The 17,599-nt window shown below is 74.3% G+C and carries 13 protein-coding genes; 12 read left to right on the forward strand and 1 reads right to left on the reverse strand.

Translation table 11 applies throughout. The features are described from left to right. Nucleotides 1-78 precede the first annotated feature (78 nt). From U5M74_RS05950 to U5M74_RS05975, 6 genes are all read left to right on the forward strand, one after another. Nucleotides 79-981, forward strand: coding sequence for a MetQ/NlpA family ABC transporter substrate-binding protein (locus U5M74_RS05950; RefSeq protein WP_410907060.1), 903 nt, complete (start codon nucleotides 79-81; stop codon nucleotides 979-981). Nucleotides 982-1,076: 95 nt separating this feature from the next. Continuing rightward, nucleotides 1,077-2,336: a methionine ABC transporter ATP-binding protein gene (locus U5M74_RS05955; RefSeq protein WP_410907062.1), complete on the forward strand. Its 1,260-nt coding sequence runs from the start codon at nucleotides 1,077-1,079 to the stop codon at nucleotides 2,334-2,336. Next, nucleotides 2,333-2,989: an ABC transporter permease subunit gene (locus U5M74_RS05960; protein ID WP_069982969.1), complete on the forward strand. Its 657-nt coding sequence runs from the start codon at nucleotides 2,333-2,335 to the stop codon at nucleotides 2,987-2,989. The genes U5M74_RS05955 and U5M74_RS05960 overlap by 4 nt, the downstream gene beginning before the upstream one ends. 149 nt (nucleotides 2,990-3,138) lie before the next feature. Continuing rightward, entirely contained in the window at nucleotides 3,139-6,117 is a 2,979-nt protein-coding gene (locus tag U5M74_RS05965) for a DNA polymerase III subunit gamma and tau (protein WP_410907065.1), read from the forward strand. Between the two features lie 52 nt (nucleotides 6,118-6,169). After that, on the forward strand, nucleotides 6,170-6,589 hold the full coding sequence (locus U5M74_RS05970; RefSeq protein ID WP_410907067.1) for an NUDIX hydrolase: 420 nt from the start codon (nucleotides 6,170-6,172) through the stop codon (nucleotides 6,587-6,589). Between the two features lie 65 nt (nucleotides 6,590-6,654). Further along, a complete protein-coding gene (locus tag U5M74_RS05975; RefSeq protein WP_410907069.1) occupies nucleotides 6,655-8,112 on the forward strand; it encodes a serine hydrolase domain-containing protein in 1,458 nt (485 codons plus the stop codon). A 9-nt stretch (nucleotides 8,113-8,121) separates the two neighbouring features. Here the strand turns inward: U5M74_RS05975 and U5M74_RS05980 are convergent, their stop codons facing one another. Further along, nucleotides 8,122-10,281 (reverse strand): alpha-galactosidase, encoded by a 2,160-nt coding sequence (locus tag U5M74_RS05980; RefSeq protein WP_410907071.1) that lies wholly within the window; start codon nucleotides 10,279-10,281, stop codon nucleotides 8,122-8,124. A 269-nt stretch (nucleotides 10,282-10,550) separates the two neighbouring features. On the opposite strand from U5M74_RS05980, the gene U5M74_RS05985 reads away from it, so the two are divergent. The 6 genes from U5M74_RS05985 to U5M74_RS06010 all read left to right on the forward strand — a co-directional run bounded on the left by U5M74_RS05985 (nucleotide 10,551) and on the right by U5M74_RS06010 (nucleotide 17,562). After that, nucleotides 10,551-12,263 carry an ABC transporter substrate-binding protein gene (locus tag U5M74_RS05985; RefSeq protein WP_410907073.1) on the forward strand — a complete coding sequence of 571 codons (1,713 nt, stop codon included), beginning with the start codon at nucleotides 10,551-10,553 and terminating at the stop codon, nucleotides 12,261-12,263. An 85-nt stretch (nucleotides 12,264-12,348) separates the two neighbouring features. Then, on the forward strand, nucleotides 12,349-13,344 hold the full coding sequence (locus tag U5M74_RS05990; protein WP_410907075.1) for an ABC transporter permease: 996 nt from the start codon (nucleotides 12,349-12,351) through the stop codon (nucleotides 13,342-13,344). Continuing rightward, the gene (locus U5M74_RS05995; RefSeq protein ID WP_410907077.1) at nucleotides 13,341-14,282 is read left to right on the forward strand and encodes an ABC transporter permease; all 942 of its coding nucleotides are present in this window, start codon (nucleotides 13,341-13,343) and stop codon (nucleotides 14,280-14,282) included. The genes U5M74_RS05990 and U5M74_RS05995 overlap by 4 nt, the downstream gene beginning before the upstream one ends. Nucleotide 14,283: 1 nt before the next feature. Continuing rightward, nucleotides 14,284-15,237 (forward strand): ABC transporter ATP-binding protein, encoded by a 954-nt coding sequence (locus U5M74_RS06000; protein ID WP_410907079.1) that lies wholly within the window; start codon nucleotides 14,284-14,286, stop codon nucleotides 15,235-15,237. Then, nucleotides 15,234-16,205, forward strand: a complete 972-nt coding sequence (locus U5M74_RS06005) for an ABC transporter ATP-binding protein (protein ID WP_410907081.1) — start codon at nucleotides 15,234-15,236, stop codon at nucleotides 16,203-16,205. The genes U5M74_RS06000 and U5M74_RS06005 overlap by 4 nt, the downstream gene beginning before the upstream one ends. Before the next feature lie 88 nt (nucleotides 16,206-16,293). After that, nucleotides 16,294-17,562, forward strand: coding sequence for an ROK family protein (locus tag U5M74_RS06010; protein WP_410907083.1), 1,269 nt, complete (start codon nucleotides 16,294-16,296; stop codon nucleotides 17,560-17,562). Nucleotides 17,563-17,599: the final 37 nt, after the last annotated feature.

Raw genomic sequence — 17,599 nt, forward strand, 5'->3', positions numbered from 1 at the left:
CCGGCCGCCGCCACCGCGCGGCCGTCGCGTCTCGGGCACGGCCACCGCCGTCGCCCGTCACCGGAAGGAACCACCACCATGGCCCGCAGCCTCTCCATCGCCGCCCGCGCGCTGGCAGCCGTCGCCGCGACGACGCTCGCCCTGTCCGCCTGCGCGGGCTCCGACGAGTCCGAGCCCGCCGCCGGCACCTCCGAGGACCCGATCCGCATCGGCGTCGTCTCCTCCGGCGAGAAGTACTGGGACACCTTCAAGCAGGCCGCCAGCGACGAGGGCATCGAGGTGGAGATCGTCAACTTCTCCGACTACCAGCTGCCGAACCAGGGCCTGACCGACGGCGACCTGGACCTCAACCAGTTCCAGCACCTGCAGTTCCTCGCCGGCTACAACGTCGCCTCCGGCAGCGACCTGGCCCCGATCGGCGCCACGGCCGTCTACCCGCTGAGCCTGTACTCGACCAAGCACGCCAGCGTCGAGGAGATCCCGGACGGCGGCGAGATCGCCATCCCCAACGACGAGACGAACCAGGCCCGCGCGCTGCTCGTGCTGCAGGAGGCCGGCCTGCTCAAGCTCCAGGACGGCGGCTCCGCGTTCTCCACGCCGAACGACATCCTGGCCGACGAGTCCAAGGTGACGGTCACGCCCGTCGACGCCGCCCAGACGGCGATCGCGCTGCAGGACGTCGACGCCTCGATCATCAACAACGACTTCGTCGGGGACGCCGGCCTCACCGCGGACGACGCCATCTTCGCCGACGACCCCGACTCCTCGGCGGCCGAGCCCTACATCAACGTGTGGGTCGCCCGCGCGGAGGACAAGGACAACGAGACGTACGCCCAGCTCATCGACATCTTCCACACCCCGGAGATCGAGGAGGGCGTGCTCGAGGCGTCGGGCGGCACCGGCGTCATCAAGGACAACAGCGCCGAGGAGCTCCAGGGCATCCTCGACGGCATCCAGGAGGACCTGCAGGCGCAGGGCTGACCGACCACACTTGTCAGAACCTCAGTGGGGACGCCCCCACTGAGGTTCTGACACGTCCGGCGCCGGAGCACCCCCCGGCGGCCAGAAGGAGGACCGTGAGCGCCACCCCCGCGCCTACGACAGGGCCCATCATCAGCTTCCGCGACGCCAGCAAGGTGTTCCCCGCCCGGGGCCGGCGCCCCGAGGTCCGCGCCGTCGACGAGGTCACCCTCGACATCCGCGCGGGGGAGATCTTCGGCGTCATCGGCTACTCCGGCGCCGGCAAGTCCACGCTGGTGCGGCTGATCAACGCGCTCGAGACGACGACGGGCGGGTCCGTCGTCGTCGACGGCACGGACCTCAGCGGGCTGGGCGAGGCGCGGCTGCGCGGCGTGCGCGCCGGCATCGGCATGATCTTCCAGCAGTTCAACCTGCTGGCCTCGCGCACCGTCGCGGGCAACGTCGCCTACCCGCTCGAGGTCGCGGGCTGGTCGAAGGAGCGGCGCCGTGCCCGCGTGGCCGAGCTGCTCGACTTCGTCGGCATCGCCGACAAGGCCGACGTGCACCCGGCCCAGCTGTCCGGCGGGCAGAAGCAGCGGGTGGGCATCGCCCGCGCGCTGGCCACCAGCCCCCGAATCCTGCTGGCCGACGAGGCCACCAGCGCCCTGGACCCCGAGACGACGCAGGACGTGCTCGCCCTGCTGCGCCGGGTCAACCGCGAGCTCGGCATCACGGTCGTGGTCATCACCCACGAGATGGACGTCGTGCGCTCGATCTGCGACCGCGTCGCCGTCATGGAGCACGGCAAGGTCGTCGAGGTGGGCGACGCCTACCAGGTCTTCAGCAGCCCGCAGCAGCCGATCACCCGCCGGTTCGTGGCCACCGCGCTCAAGGACCGTCCGTCGGCCGAGGTGCTGGAGCGCCTGCGGGCCCGGCACGCGGGCCGCATCGTCACCGTGGGCGTCGACGAGGTCGCCGGCTCGTCGGCGGTCATCACGCGGGTGCTGCGCGAGCGCGGCGTCGACGGCACCGTCGTGTTCGGCGGCATCACCGAGGTGGCCGAGCGGCCGTACGGGTCGCTGACGCTGGAGCTCGTGGGCGACGGCGCCGCCGTCGAGGGCGCGATCGCCGCCCTGCGCACGGTGACCGACGTCGTCGACCTCGGTACCGCGGCCCACCCTCTCGAGGACCCGTCCGTGGTCCGCCGCGGGACGCTCACCGCCGACGACGGCCCGGGCGGCGAGCAACGGCGCGGCGCCCGCGTCGTCGGGACCGGCCCGGTGCGGCCGGTGGGCGGCGGGGCGTTCGGCGGCCAGACCGGCCTCACCGGCGGCAACGACCTGACCACCGGGATCGTGGAGGACAACGACCGATGAACTGGGACACCCTCGGCCCGCAGCTGCTGGACGCCGCCGGCCAGACCGCCTACATGGTCCTCATCACCCTGGTCGTCGGCGGGTTCTTCGGCCTGCTCATCGGCCTGGGCCTGTACGTGACGCGGCCGGGCAACCTCATGGCCAACCGGGCCGTGTTCTCGGTCCTCAACGTGCTGATCAACATCATCCGGCCGATTCCGTTCATCATCTTCCTGGTGGCGCTCGGCCCGCTGACGCGGCTCGCGGTCGGCAGCGTCATCGGCATCGAGGCCTTCACGTTCGCGATGTGCGTCATGGCCTCGTTCGTCTTCGCCCGCCTGGTGGAGCAGAACCTCGTGTCGATCGACCCGGGCGTGGTCGAGGCGGCGCGCGCCATGGGCGCCTCGCCCTGGCGGATCGTGCGCACCGTGCTGGTGCCCGAGGCGCTGGCGCCGCTGGTGCTGGGCTACACGTTCCTGTTCATCGGCGTGCTCGACATGTCGGCCATCGGCGGCTACCTCGGCGCCGGCGGCCTGGGCGACTTCGCCATCGTGTACGGCTACCGGCAGTACGACTGGGCGGTGACGTTCGTCGTCGTCGTGATCATCGTGGCCATCGCGCAGCTCGCCCAGCTGCTGGGCAACGTGCTGGCGCGCCGGGCGCTGCGGCGCTGAGCCGCACCGCGCCGCGCACGCCCCGCGCACGCCCCGCGCACACCCCGCGCCGAGGCCCCCGGGACCGCGTCCCGGGGGCCTCGGCGCGTCGCCGCGGGTGGCGCGGACGGCCTCGTCCGGTGTGGGCGGGGCCGTCTATCGTTGCGGGGGTGACCACCGCGCTGTACCGCCGCTACCGGCCCGAGACGTTCTCCGAGGTGATCGGCCAGGAGCACGTCACGGGACCGCTGATGCAGGCGCTGCGCAGCGGCCGCGTCAACCACGCCTACCTCTTCTCCGGCCCGCGCGGCTGCGGCAAGACGACGAGCGCGCGCATCCTCGCGCGCACGCTCAACTGCGCGCGCAACACGCCCGAGACGCCGATCGACATCCCGTGCGGCGAGTGCCCCTCGTGCGTCGAGCTCGCCCGCGGCGGCCCCGGCTCGCTCGACGTGGTGGAGATCGACGCGGCCAGCCACAACGGCGTCGACGACGCCCGCGACCTGCGCGAGCGGGCCACGTTCGCCCCGGCGCGCGACCGGTACAAGATCTTCATCCTCGACGAGGCCCACATGGTCACGCCGCAGGGATTCAACGCCCTGCTGAAGATCGTCGAGGAACCGCCGGCGCACGTGATCTTCGTCTTCGCGACGACGGAGCCGGACAAGGTCATCGGCACCATCCGCTCGCGCACCCACCACTACCCGTTCCGGCTCGTGCCGCCGGACGTGCTGGGCCCGTACCTCGAGCAGCTCTGCGTGGCGGAGGGCATCACGCTCGGCGGGGGCGTGGTGCCGCTGGTCACGCGGGCGGGCGGCGGCTCCGTCCGCGACTCGCTGTCCGTGCTGGACCAGCTCATCGCGGGCGCCACCGAGGGCGTCGTCGACTACGACCTCGCGGTGGGCCTGCTCGGGTTCACGCACGCCACGCTGCTCGACGACGTCGTCGACGCGCTCGCCGCGCGCGACGGCGGGTCGATCTTCCGCGTCGTCGACCACGTCGTCGCCTCCGGCCACGAGCCGCGCCGGTTCGTGGAGGACCTGCTCGAGCGCCTGCGCGACCTCATCGTCATCGCGGTCTCCGGCGAGGCCGCCGACGCCGTGCTGCGCGAGCTGCCCGCCGACCAGCTCGAGCGGATGCGCGCCCAGGCGCAGCACCTCGGGCTCGCCGAGCTGTCCCGCGCCGCCGACCTCGCGAACGCGGCGCTCACCGAGATGACCGGCGCCACCTCGCCGCGCCTGCACCTGGAGCTGCTGTGCGCCCGGCTGCTGCTGCCGGGCGCCGACGACGGCGCGGCGGGCCTCGCCGCCCGCGTGGAGCGGCTGGAGCGCGGCGGGCTCGCCGCCGGCGGCCCTACCGCGGCCGGTGGAAGTGTCGCGGTGGCCGCGGCACGGCGCGTCCCGGTGGACGACGACGAGGGCGGCGCCGCGGTGCCCGTGGCGGGCGGCCTGAGCGGCGCCGCGGCCGCGCGTGCCGCGCTGCAGGCGATCCGGCGGCCGGCCGCCGGCGAGGCGCCGGCCGCAGGGGGTGCGTCCGCGGCCGCTCCCGCCGCACCGGCGACGCCCGCCGAGCCGCCGCAGCCCGCGAGCGCGCCCGAGCCGGCCGCGCCGCAGGACCGGCCACAGCCGATGGAGCCGCAGGCGGCGACGTCGCGCCCCGCCGCGCCCACGGCGGCCGTGCCCGCAGCGGACGAGCCGTTCGCGGACGAGTCGGCCGCGGACGAGCCGGCCGCGGGCGTGCCGGCCGCGCAGGACGCCTCCGACGGCGTCGCCGAGCACGAGGCCGAGAACGCAGCCGACGTCGCCGCCTCGGACGCCGTCGAGCCGGAGGGTGGTCCGCGGGCCGGTGCCGCGGCGGACGAGCCCGAGCAGGCGCCCGCCGCCGCCCCGCCGACAGCCGCTGCCGAGCCCGCGCCGGCGGCCGCCGCCGCTCCAGCCACCGAGGCGCCGGCCGCCGGCGCCCCCGGCGGCGTGACGGCCGAGGTGGTGCGCCGCCGCTGGGACGAGGTGGTCGCCAACCTCTCCAGCCCCGTGACGCGGGCGCTCGTCGGACCCAACGCCCAGGTCGTCGCGCTGGAGGCGGGGGTGCTGCGCCTCGGGTTCGCGTCGTCGGCGCTCGCGCAGAACTTCGGGCAGCCGCGGCACCTGCAGGCGTTCGAGGACGCGGTCTACCAGACCCTCGGCATCCAGGCGCGCATCGAGTCCGTGGTCGACGACGGGCCGCGCGCCCGCGAGCCGCAGGCGGAGACCGCCCCGCAGCCGGCCGACGCGGCGGGCGCCGACGACCCCGACGATCCCGACGACGGCTGGCCCGACGTCCCGCCGCCCGGGGCGGGTCGCGCGCCGCAGGACGAGCGGCCCGAGCCGGCCCCAGCCGCGCCCGCCGCGCCCTCACCCGCCGGCCCGGTACGCGCTGGGTCCGCGCCCGCTGGGTCCGCGCCCGCCGCGCCCGCTGCACCGCGCACGTCGGACGGACCGGCGCGCGACGCCCGCCCGCCGGCGCCCGTGCCCGCCGGCGGGGCGTCCGCCCAAGCCCCGCAGGCCCACGGCACGTCCGCGGTCGCGGTCGTCGAGCGGCCCGTCGACGTCGCGGTGCCGCCGCAGGAGATCCCGGTGTCCCGGATCACCGCCCCTGACGCCTGGCCGGGCGACGGCGGGCCGGGGCACGCTCCGGACCTCCCGGTGACCGTGCAGTCGGTGGCGGTCAACGAGGCCGACGCGGCGTGGCTCGCCGGCGTCCCGCTCACGGAGCGCGTGCCCGCCGGCGACCCGGCCATCGACCGGGGTGCCCCTGCGCCGGCCGAGCCGGCGCCCGCGCCCCCGGTACCCGCGCGCCCGGCGGCCACCACCGCGGCCGCGTCCGCCCCGGCCGCTGCTGCGCCGTCGGCCCCGCCCGCGGCCGGTGCCCCCACCGCTCCCGGGGCGCTGCGGCGCGAGTCCCCGCTCGAGGCCGCGCAGCGCCACGCGCTGCAGGCCCGTGGCACGGCACCTGCGCGTCCCGCGCCGGGCGGTGCACGCCCGGCGGACTCGTACTACGACGACGCCTCGGCCGACGACCCGGACATCACGTCCACCGGGCTGGTCGGCGTGCCGCTCGTCGTGCGGATGCTCGACGGCACGGTGATCGAGGAGAAGCTCGACAACGAGTGACGCCCGGCCGGCACCGGGCCGGGCCTACCCTGGCCGGGCCTACCCTGGCCGGGTGCCTGCCGAGTCGCCCACCGTGCTCCACATCGTCGCCGCCGTGATCGTCCGCGACGGGCGCTTCCTGCTCGTCCGCAAGCGTGGGACGACGGCGTTCATGCAGGTGGGCGGCAAGATCGAGCAGGGGGAGGAGCCGCTCGCGGCGCTCCTGCGCGAGGTGGCCGAGGAGATCGGCGTCGACGTCGCCCCAGAGGCCGTGCGCCCGCTCGGGCGCCGCAAGGCCGTCGCCGCCAACGAGCCGGACCATGTGGTCGACGCCCACGCGTTCACCGTCGAGCTGCCCGCCGGGTTCGAGCCGCGCCCGCAGGCCGAGCTCGAGGACCTCGTCTGGGTGGACCCCGCCGACCCCGCGACCCCGTACCCTGTCGCGCCGCTGTCCCTGGAGCTCATGGCCGCCGTCGTGGCCGACCGCGGCTGACGCCCGGCGGGCGCCGCCCCAGGCCCGCGGCGCGCCCGGGGGGCACCTGCGGCACAATGCGGGCCATGACGACGACGTCGGCGCGGCGCCTGCCGCGCACCGCACCGGAGAGCGCGGGGGTCGACCCCGCGGCCCTGGCCGACCTGGTCCACCGCCTCGACGCGCTGGGCGGCGCGCACAGCCTCATGGTGCTGCGGCACGGCAGCGTGGTCGCCGAATCGTGGTGGGCGCCCCACGCCCCCGAGCACCGCCACCTGATGTTCTCGGTGTCGAAGGCGTTCACCGCCGTCGCGGTCGGCCTCGCCGTCGCGGAGGGCCGGCTCTCCCTGGACGACCGGGTGGTGGACCTGCTCCCGGACGACGTCCCGGCCGACCCGGGCCCGCCCCTGCGCGCGATGCGCGTGCGCCACCTGCTGACCATGACCAGCGGCCACGTCGCGGACAGCCTGCGGGCGGCGGAGCGTCGCCGGGACCGGCCGACGGGCCGGTGGGTCCAGGCGGTGCTGGCCGACCCGGTCGAGCACGAGCCCGGCACCCTGTTCGTCTACGACACGGGGGCGACGTACCTGCTGTCGGCGATCCTGCACCGGCTCACCGGCGAGCGGCTGCTGGACTACCTGCGGCCGCGGCTCCTCGAGCCCCTGGGCATCCACGGCGCCACGTGGGAGCAGGACCCGGACGGCATCGACCTCGGCGGCACCGGCCTGGCCGTCACCACCGAGGACCTGGCCGCGTTCGGCGAGCTCCTGCTGCGCCGGGGCCGCTGGGGCGACCGGCAGCTGGTGCCCGAGGCGTGGGTCGACGCCGCGGCCGCGTGGCAGGTGGACAGCGCCCCGCAGCAGTGGGACGCCGACTGGCAGCTGGGGTACGGCTACCAGCTCTGGCGCTGCACGCCGTCGGGCGCCTACCGCGCCGACGGCGCCTTCGGCCAGCTCGCGGTCGTGTGGCCGGAGCACGACGCCGTCGTGGTGCTCACCTCCGGCAGCGCCCACGTCCAGGGTCAGCTCGGCGCCGTGTGGGCGAGCCTGCGCGGCGCGTTCGCGCCCGCACCCGGCGCCGGCGGCGGGGCCGGTGGTGAGCCGCTGACCTTCCCCGACCTCGCCGCGCCGGTGCCGACCGGGCAGGCGCGCTCGCCCCGGGAGGCCGACCTGCTCGACGCGTCCTGGCGCCTCGCGGGCGAGGGACCGGCGAGCGCGGAGCTGCCGGACCTGCGGGTGCGCCGGGAGGCCGACGACGTCCTGGTCGTCGACGCCGGCGGGCGCACCGTGCGCTGCGGGCACGGCCGCTGGCTCACCGGCGGGCTCGACGCCGGCTCCGAGGAGGCCGCCGGCGGCGACGCCGTCGCGGCGGCCTACGCCTGGACGGCGCCGGACGAGCTCGAGGTCCGCGTCGCGCGGCTCGGCTCGCCCTACACCTGGACGACCCGGGTCGCCGTGGGGCACGGCGACGTCGAGGTGACCGTCGACCAGAACGTGGCGTTCGGCGCGACGCGGCTGCTCAAGGCCGTCGGCACGCCGTCCTGAGGCAGCGGGTCAGACGGCGACCAGGTGCAGCACCAGCGCCTGGACCGGCCAGAGGGTGGGCGGCTGCAGCCCGACCTCGGTGAGCACCCGCCCGGGCAGCACCACCGGCTCCTTGCCGAGCCACGCGGGCGTGATCCAACCCCAGCGCGCCGCTCCGATCTCCTCGCGGGCCCGCACGGCGTAGCGGCGCTGCGGGTCCAGCCCCTCGAGGCGGACCCGCTCGGGCAGCGCCTCCTCGAGCGAGGCCACGGTGGCCACCGTGAACACCGCCTCGGCGCGGTCCGCGGCGACGACGCCGCGCACCCGCAGCGCGGGGTCCACCACGTCCGGGTGCACCACGGTGCCGGAGTGCAGCAGGCCGCGCAGCTCCTTGTACAGCGCGGCGAACGCGCCGATCGTGGCGGTCTCCTCCTCGGTGCACTGCAGGATGTCCCACTCGAAGCCCGCCGAGCCCTGCAGCGCCGTGGCCATGCGGTACGACAGCGCGGTGGCGCGGCCCGAGGAGTGCGCGGGGGAGGGGCCGACGTGGGCGCCGACGAGCTCGGGCGGCAGCACGAGCTCCGTCCAGCGCTGGATGTCCTGCCGCTCGACCGGGTCGTTGGAGTCGGAGGCCCAGACCCGGTCGGTGCGAGCGAGGATGCCGAGGTCGGTGCGCGCGCCGCCCGAGGAGCACGACTCGATCTCCAGGCCCGGGTGGTCCGCCTTGAGGCGCTCGATCAGCCGGTAGGCGGCGAGCGTCTGCGCGTGCGTGCCCGGGGCGCCGTCGTGCACCGGCTCGGCGAGGTCGCGGTTGTGGTCCCACTTGACGAAGTCGACGCCGAGCCGGCCGATCACGGCCGACATCTGCGCCCGGACGTGCTCCCAGGCCTCGGGCCGGGCGAGGTCGAGCACGTACTGGCCGCGGAACGACAGCCCGTCCGGGGACGGCACGGACGCCGGGTTCGCGAGCAGCCAGTCGGGGTGGGCCCGCGCCAGGTCCGAGTCGAGGTTGACCATCTCCGGCTCGAACCACAGGCCGAGCTGCATGCCGAGCGAGTGCACCAGGTCGGCCAGCGGCTCGAGGCCCTCGGGCCAGACCGCGGTGTCGACCTCCCAGTCGCCGAGGCCGGCGCTGTCGTCGCGGCGGCCCAGGAACCACCCGTCGTCGAGCACGAACCGCTCCACCCCGACGGCGGCGGCGCGGCGCGCGAGCGCCTCGAGCCGGGCCGGGTCGTGGTCGAAGTAGACCGCCTCCCAGGTGTTGAGCACGAGCGGGCGCGGCGTGCTCGGGTGCTGGGGCCGGGCCCGCAGCCAGGTGTGGAACCGGTCGGCGACGCCGTCGAGGCCCGCCGCCGACCACGCGAAGTACGCCGTCGGGGTGCGGTACGACTCCCCGGGCGCCAGCCGGACCTCCGCGGGACGCAGCAGCTCGCCTGCGCCCAGCAGCGTCGCGTGCTCGGTCACCCGGTCGGCGCGGTGGCGCACGTCGGCGCTCCACCCGAGGTGCACCGCCCACACGTCGCCGGCGCGGTTGCGCGGCGTCCCGGCCGTCGCGAGCGTCACCCACGGCGCGTCGTGCCCGCCGCGGCCGCGGCGCGACTCGCGCGTCGTCGTCCCGCGCGGCATCGGCGTGGTCAGCGGCGACTTCTCGCGGGTCCAGCGGCCGCCGAAGGTGGTCAGGTGGTCGGCGGTCCTGGGCACCGGCAGGGTGGCCTCGAGCCAGGCGACCTCGACGTCGCCGGGGGCGTCGTTGGCCAGCTCGTGCTCGAGCTGCACGAGGCCGCCGGCGCCGATCTCGAGGCGGGTGCGCAGCGTCAGGCCGGCGTCGGCGTCGGTGGCGACGACGTCGGCGCGTCCCGCGTCGTGCTGCTCCACCCGCGCCGTCCACCGCGGGAACAGGGGGCGCCCGTCGCGCGTGGCGAGCAGGCCGGGGCGGCCGGACCACCCGTCCGCCTCCTGGGGGAGCAGGGACAGGCGCCACGCGGCGTCGAGCGTGCCGGGCGGGGTCTGCCGGCTCGTGGCGCGGTCCAGCGCCGCGAGGTCGTCCGGGGCGAGCGGCCCCAGGTCCGCGCCCCAGTGCAGGACGGCGGGCAGGCCGGCCTCCGGGCAGGCCAGGACGACGGCGACGCCGTCGCGGCGCAGGGTCAGGTGCGTGGGGCCGGCGGTGCGGGCGGGAGCGTCGTCGCTCACCGTTCTCCTCTCGACGAGGCGGCGCCATGCCCGTACACCTTGGCCGGGCCTGGTGGCCCGGCGGGCCGCGCCGCCGAGCCCACGATAACGAGGCGGTCACGATCCGGAAGCACCGTTGCACTTTCTTTCGTAACCGAAATAATGAAGTCGGTGGGTCCGCCCACCTCCGGCAGCGACGCCGACCAGCGCACAGACGCGCTCAGAGAGGATCGACGATGTTCCTTGCACGAACCCGAGGGCGGGTGGCCGCGGTCGCGGCAGCTGCCTCCTTGACCCTTCTCGTGGCCGGGTGCACCGGCTCCGCCGCCCAGAACGAGCAGCAGCCCGCCGAGGGGCCCGCCGTCGAGGGCCTGGGCGAGGCCGAGGGCCTCGTGGGCGAGTACCCCCGCAACGAGACCGTCTTCACCTCCGGCAACCAGTGGGGGCCGCCGTCGACCTGGAACCCCATCCCGGGCTCCGGCGACGCCACCGGCACGCGCGGGCTGCTCTACGAGCCGCTGTTCTTCTTCGACCCCGAGTCGCTGGAGCTGACGCCGTGGCTCGCGGAGTCGGGGGAGTGGACGGACGACGACACCTACACCCTGACCCTGCGCGACGGGCTGACCTGGAGCGACGGCGAGGCGCTCGACGCCGACGACGTCGTCTTCACCGTCGAGCTCGGCAAGACGCCGGCCGTGCCGTGGTCGAACCTGTGGAACTGGCTCGGCTCGGTGACGAAGGTCGACGCGCGCACCGTCACGTTCGACTTCACCGACCCTCGCCCGCAGGAGTGGGACAACTTCCTGTACGCCACGATGATGCTGCCGGAGCACGTCGTCTCGACGTGGTCGGAGGAGGAGTACATCTCCAACCCGAACGAGAACCCGGTGGGCTCCGGCGCCTTCAAGTACTCGGCCCACGGCCAGGACCGCATGGTCTGGGAGCGCAACGACGACTGGTGGGCGATCGACGCGCTCGGCATGGAGATGCCGATGAGGTACGTCGTCGACATCGTCAACCCGTCGAACGAGGTGGCGCTCGGCCTGCTCATGCAGGGCTCGCTCGACCTGTCGAACAACTTCCTGCCGGGCATCAAGCAGCTCGCCGACTCCGGCCAGGTCGAGACCTACTACGAGGGCGAGCCGTACATGCTCTCGGCCAACACGGCGATGCTGGTGCCCAACGCCACCCGGGCCCCGGGCAACGACCCCGAGTTCCGCAAGGCGCTCGCCAACGCGATCGACGTCGACACCATCGTCTCGACGGCGTACGGCGACATCGTCAAGAAGGCCAGCCCCGTCGGGCTGCTGCCGGCGTACGAGAAGTACTACGACGAGGACGTCATCGACGAGCTCGGCTTCTCGTTCGACCCGGAGAGGGCCAAGCAGATCCTCGCGGACGCGGGCTACGAGGACACCGACGGCGACGGCTTCGTCGAGAACCCCGACGGCTCGCCCATCGACCTGGAGCTCATCGTCCCGGCGGGCTGGACCGACTGGATGGACGCCGCCAAGATCATCGCCGAGTCGGCGGGCGAGGCGGGCATCAAGGTCACCGACGCGACGCCCGACTCCGGCGCCGTGGACGACGCCCGGGCCACCGGCGAGTTCGACCTGCTGCTGAACAACTGGGCCGCGATCTCGAACACGCCGTGGACCTACTACAACTACCTGTTCCGCATGCCCGTCCAGGAGCAGATGCTGTCCGGCAACTTCGGCCGGGTCGACTCCTCCGCCGCCTTCGAGAAGGTCGAGGAGCTGGCCCGCACGCAGTCCGACGACCCCCACTTCCAGGAGGTCATGAGCGAGCTGCAGCGCACCTCCCTGGAGGAGATGCCGATGATCCCGCTCTGGTACAACGGCATGTGGGCGCAGTACACCACGTCGGCGTGGACGAACTGGCCCCAGGCGGACAGCGACAACACCGCGTACCCGAGCACGTGGGGCGGGTACTGGCAGCTCGGTGGTCTGGAGACGCTCGCCAACCTCGAGCCGGCGTCCTGACTCCATCCCTGCGCGCGGCGGGCCCGGCGTCACCACGCCGGGCCCGCCCGCCGGACCTCCGTCGCCGCCGCCAGGAAGGGCCGCCGTGCGTACCTATCTCCTTCGCAAGCTGCTCGTCTACGGCCTGACCTTCGTGGTCGCCGTGACGCTGAACTGGATCCTGCCGCGCCTCATGCCGGGCGACCCGATCCAGACGATGCTCAACCGCGCCGCCACCGCGCACCCCGAGTCGATCGCCGCGATGCGCGAGTACTACGAGAACGTCTTCGGGCTCGACCTGCCGATGTGGCAGCAGTACCTCAACTACTGGGCCGCGCTGCTCGGGGGCGACCTCGGCACGTCGGTGTGGCTGTTCCCCACGCCGGTCGCGGACATCATCCTCACGGCCGTCCCGTACACGCTCGGCATGATGCTGCCGGCGATCCTGCTGTCGTGGGTCGTGGGCAACCGCATCGGCGCGCTCGCGGCCCGCAGCCGCTGGCTCGACAACACCGTGCTGCCGGTCGGCTACATCCTCACCGCCATGCCGTACATGTGGCTGGCCATCTGCCTGGCGTGGTCCCTCGGCATCGTCGCCGGCTGGTTCCCCGTGGCCGGCGGGTACGACTTCTCCCTGCGTCCCACGCTCTCCTGGACCTTCGTGCTCGACCTGCTCGAGCACTGGTTCCTGCCGTTCCTGTCGCTGTTCCTCGTGCAGCTGGGCGGCTGGGCCATCGGCATGCGCAACCTGATCATCTACGAGCTGGAGTCCGACTACGCCAACTACCTCGACGCGCTCGGGGCGCCGCGCGGCATGATCCGCGGCTACGCGTTCCGCAACGCGATGCTGCCGCAGGTCACCGGCCTGGCGCTGCAGCTCGGCACCGTGATCGGCGGCGCCCTGGTCACCGAGGTCGTCTTCGCCTACCCGGGCCTCGGCAAGCTCATCCTCTCGGCGATCCAGAACCAGGACTACTTCCTGCTGCAGGGTTCCCTGCTGTTCATCGTCATCGGCGTCCTGATCGCCAACTTCGTCATCGACATCGTCTACGTCCTGGTCGACCCGCGGACGCGGGCGGGCATGCAGGGAGCGACGGCATGACCACCAACGACTTCGCCCGCACCGACGTCGTCGCCGAGCTGCCGGGCGACGACCCGACCTCGGCCAGCACGGCCGTGGCCGTGCGGCGGCGCAACGAGACCCTCTACTTCGCCCTGCGCAACGCCAAGGTGGTCGGCGCCCTCGTGGTGGTCGGCGGGATGCTGCTGGTCGGGCTGGTCGGCCCGCACCTGGTGGCGTACTCGCCCACCGAGCGCATCCCGGGCGCCACCATGCTGCCGCCCAGCGGCGAGCACTGGTTCGGCACCACCATGCAGGGGCAGGACGTGCTGTCCCAGTTCGTCGTGGGCCTGCGCTCCACCTTCCTGGTCGGCGTGCTGGGCGGCGGCATCGCCGGCGTCGTCGGCATGGCGATCGGCTTCGTCGCGGGCTACCGCGGCGGGCTGTTGGACGAGTTGCTCAACATGCTGACCAACATCGTGCTGGTCATCCCCGGCTTCGTCGTCCTCATCATCATCAACGCCTACCTGGGCGTGCGGTCGCTGCCGATGCAGGCGCTGTTCATCGGGCTGTCGTCGTGGCCGTGGGTGGCCCGCGCGGTGCGCTCGCAGACGCTGTCCCTGCGCTCGCGCGACTTCATCGACCTGGCCCGGATGTCCGGCCTGCGCACCGGCGCGATCATCCGGCGCGAGATCGCGCCCAACATGTACTCCTACCTCTTCATGACGTTCGTGCTGCTGTTCGGTGGCGCGGTGCTCACCGCGGCGGCGCTCGACTTCATCGGCCTCGGCCCCACGGGCCCGGGCGCGATGTCGCTCGGCCTGATGATGAACCAGGCGGTCCAGTGGAGCGCCCTCAACCTCCAGCTGTGGTGGTGGTTCGTCGTGCCCGGGGCCGGGATCACGATCATCGTCGGCGCGCTCTACATCATGAACGTCGGGCTCGACGAGGTCTTCAACCCCAAGCTGAGGGAGATGTGACGTGAGCCTCAAGGTGGAGGACCTCAAGGTCTACTACGCGTCGCTGCGCGGCGACGTCAAGGCGCTCGACGGCGTCAGCTTCGAGGTGGCCGACGGCGAGATCATGGGCGTCGCGGGCGAGTCCGGCTGCGGCAAGACCACGCTCGGCAAGTCGCTCATCCGGCTGGACAGCCGCATGCGGCACGTGGGCGGCAGCGTCCAGGTCGACGGCAAGGACCTGCCGATCGGCGACGACGCCGCGATGCGCTCGCGCCGCTACCAGGACGTCTCGCTCATCCCGCAGTACGCGATGAGCGCGATGAACCCGACCCGCAAGATCGGCCGGATGATCGCCGACCTGCTGCGCGCGCACGGCCGCCGGTACGCCGAGACCCTGCCCGAGCTCGAGCGCCGGCTGCGCCTCGTGGGGCTCGACCCGCAGGTGCTCGAGCGCTACCCGATCGAGCTGTCGGGAGGGATGAAGCAGCGGGTGGTGCTCGTGCTGTCCACGCTGCTGAACCCGTCCCTGCTCATCGGCGACGAGGTCACCAGCGCCCTCGACGTGACCAGCCAGAAGGCGGTGGCGCGGGCGCTGGTCGAGTTCCGCGACGCCGGCTTCGTCACCTCGATGATCGTCATCACGCACGACATCTCCGTGCTGTTCCAGGTGGCCGACACGATCCTGGTCATGTACGCCGGGCACCTGGCGGAGAAGGCGTCGGCGAGCGCCATCATCGAGAAGCCGCTGCACCCGTACACCCAGATGCTCATCGGGGCGCTGCCCAAGGTGGGTGACCGCTACGGCGAGCAGGAGCTGTCGGGGATCGAGGGCCGGCCGCCGTCGCTGCTCGACCCCCCGACGGGGTGCCGGTTCCGCGACCGCTGCCCGCTGGCGTTCGACAAGTGCGTCGAGCGGCCGCCGTTCGAGGAGGTGGCCCCGGGCCACCAGGTCGCGTGCTGGGCGGTGACGGCATGAGCGGCGCACCCGTGCTGGCGCTGGAGGCGGTGGACAAGGTCTACAAGGTCGGCACGTTCGGGACCCAGGACCTCAAGGCGGTGCGCAGCGCGACGTTCGAGGTGCACGCGGGGGAGGTGGTCTCCCTCATCGGGGAGTCCGGCTCGGGCAAGTCGACGATCGGCAAGATGGTGCTGCACCTCGTCGGCTCGGACGGCGGCACCCTGCGGGTGGACGGCGAGGACGTCACCCGGCTGCGCCGCGGGGCGCGCAGGGACTTCTACCGCCGGGTGCAGGGCGTGTTCCAGGACCCGTTCAGCTCCTTCAACCCGATCTACAAGGTCGACCGGGCGTTCGACACGGTGCGCCGGTCGTACTTCCCGCGCGTGCGCGGGGCCGAGTGGGACGAGCGGGTCCGCGAGGCCCTGCGTTCCGTGACGCTGCGGCCGGAGGAGATCCTCGGCAAGTACCCGCACCAGCTCTCGGGCGGCCAGCTCCAGCGGCTGCTCATCGCGCGGGCGCTGCTGCTCGAGCCGCGCCTGCTGGTGGCCGACGAGATCATCTCGATGCTCGACGCCTCCACCCGCATCGACGTGCTCAACCTGCTGGTCGAGCTCAAGCACAGGGGCCTCGGTATCCTGTTCGTCACGCACGACCTGTCCTTGGGCAACTACGTCTCGGACCGCGTCGTGATCCTCTACAAGGGCCGGATCGTGGAGGCGGGCGAGACCCACGCCGTCTTCGACGACCCGCAGCACCCGTACACCCGCGACCTGCTCGCCTCCGTGCCGCAGCTCGACGCGACGTGGGATGAGGTCGAGGCGCGCGAGGCCGAGCGGTCGGCGCGCCTGGCCGGCCGGTGCGCCTTCCACGAGCACGAGCCGGACGCCCCCGCCGACGCCGACGGGCTCACCCTGGTGGCCCCCGGGCACCAGGTGGGCTGCTTCCGGCTCGGGGCCGACGACCCGTGCCCGGCCGCGGCGCCCTGACCGGCGCCCGCCCGCACCGCACGGGTGCGGGCGGGCCGGGCGCGGGCGCCGGGGCAGGCAGGACGGGACATGGCAGGAGGAGGAGCACGTGCACGGGATCGGTCCCGGCCACGCCAACGCGCGGTCGACCATCATCGACGCCATCCGCGCGGCCGGCGTCGTCAGCCGCACCGGGCTCGTGGCGGCCACGGGGCTGACGGGCGCCACGGTGTCCAAGGAGGTGCGGGCCCTGCTCGACGAGGGGCTCCTCGTCGAGACCGGCAACGCGCCGTCGACCGGCGGGCGGTCGCAGGTGCTGCTGCAGCTGCAGCGCTCCAGCCGGTTCGCCGCCGGGCTGCACGTCGACCACGACGGCGTCTCGCTCGTGCTGCTCGACCTCGGCGGCGCCGTCGTCGCGGAGCAGCGCGTGCAGCACTCCGGCGCGGTCGACCCCCAGACGGTGGTCGACGCGATGGTCGTGCGGGTGCACGACATGCTCGCCGGCGTCGGCGCGCCCCGTGCCGCGCTGCTCGGCATCGGCGTCGTCTCGCCCGGGCCGGTGACGCCGGAGGAGGGCATCGTGCTGTCCCGGCCGGCGCTGCGCGACTGGCTGGGGTTCCCGATGGCGGAGCGGTTCCGCCAGGCGTCCGGGCTGCCCGTCGTCGTCGACAACGACGCGACGGCGTCGGCGGTGGGCGAGCTCTGGACCGGTGGCGCCCGCGGCTCGGCGGCCTTCTCGGCGCTCTACATGGCCACCGGCATCGGCTCGGGCACCGTCGTCGACGGCGTGCCGTACCACGGCGTCAGCATGAGCGTCGGGGAGATCGGGCACGTGTGCCTCGACATCGACGGGCCGGAGTGCTGGTGCGGCAACGCCGGCTGCGTCGAGGCGATCGCCGGGCCCGGCGCCGTGGTGGCCGAGGCGCGCTCGGCCGGCCTGCGGATCCCGGCCGGCGAGGTCGACGTGGTGCAGGCGTTCGGGCAGGTGGTGGCCGAGGCCCGGGAGCACGACGGCGCGGCCCGGCGCATCGTGCGCCGCTCCGCCGAGCACCTCGCCGCGGCCGCCCAGACCCTCTGCACCATGATGTCGGTCGACCTGGTCGTGCTGACGGGGGCCGCCTTCGACGTCGCCGGCGACCTGTACCTGCCGGTCGTCCGGGAGCGGGTGGCCCGGTCGTTCCTGGCGCACGATGCGGGCGCCGTGCGCGTCGAGGTCTCCGCGCACGCGCGCTCCGCCGCCGCCGTCGGCGCCGCCGCGCTCGTCATGCAGCACACCCTCGTGCCCCGGCAGTTCAGCACCCGCATCACGCTCGAGGCCGCCCCCGGCGCCGACGGGCCGCCGCCGGCGCCGCACGCCGCCCTCGCCCCCTCGCCGTAGGCCGCCCCGGCCTGCCCGACCCGACCGAAGGACCCAC

It is taken from the genome of Puerhibacterium sp. TATVAM-FAB25, from assembly GCF_046535855.1.
GTDB lineage: Bacteria > Actinomycetota > Actinomycetes > Actinomycetales > Cellulomonadaceae > Puerhibacterium > Puerhibacterium variabilis_A.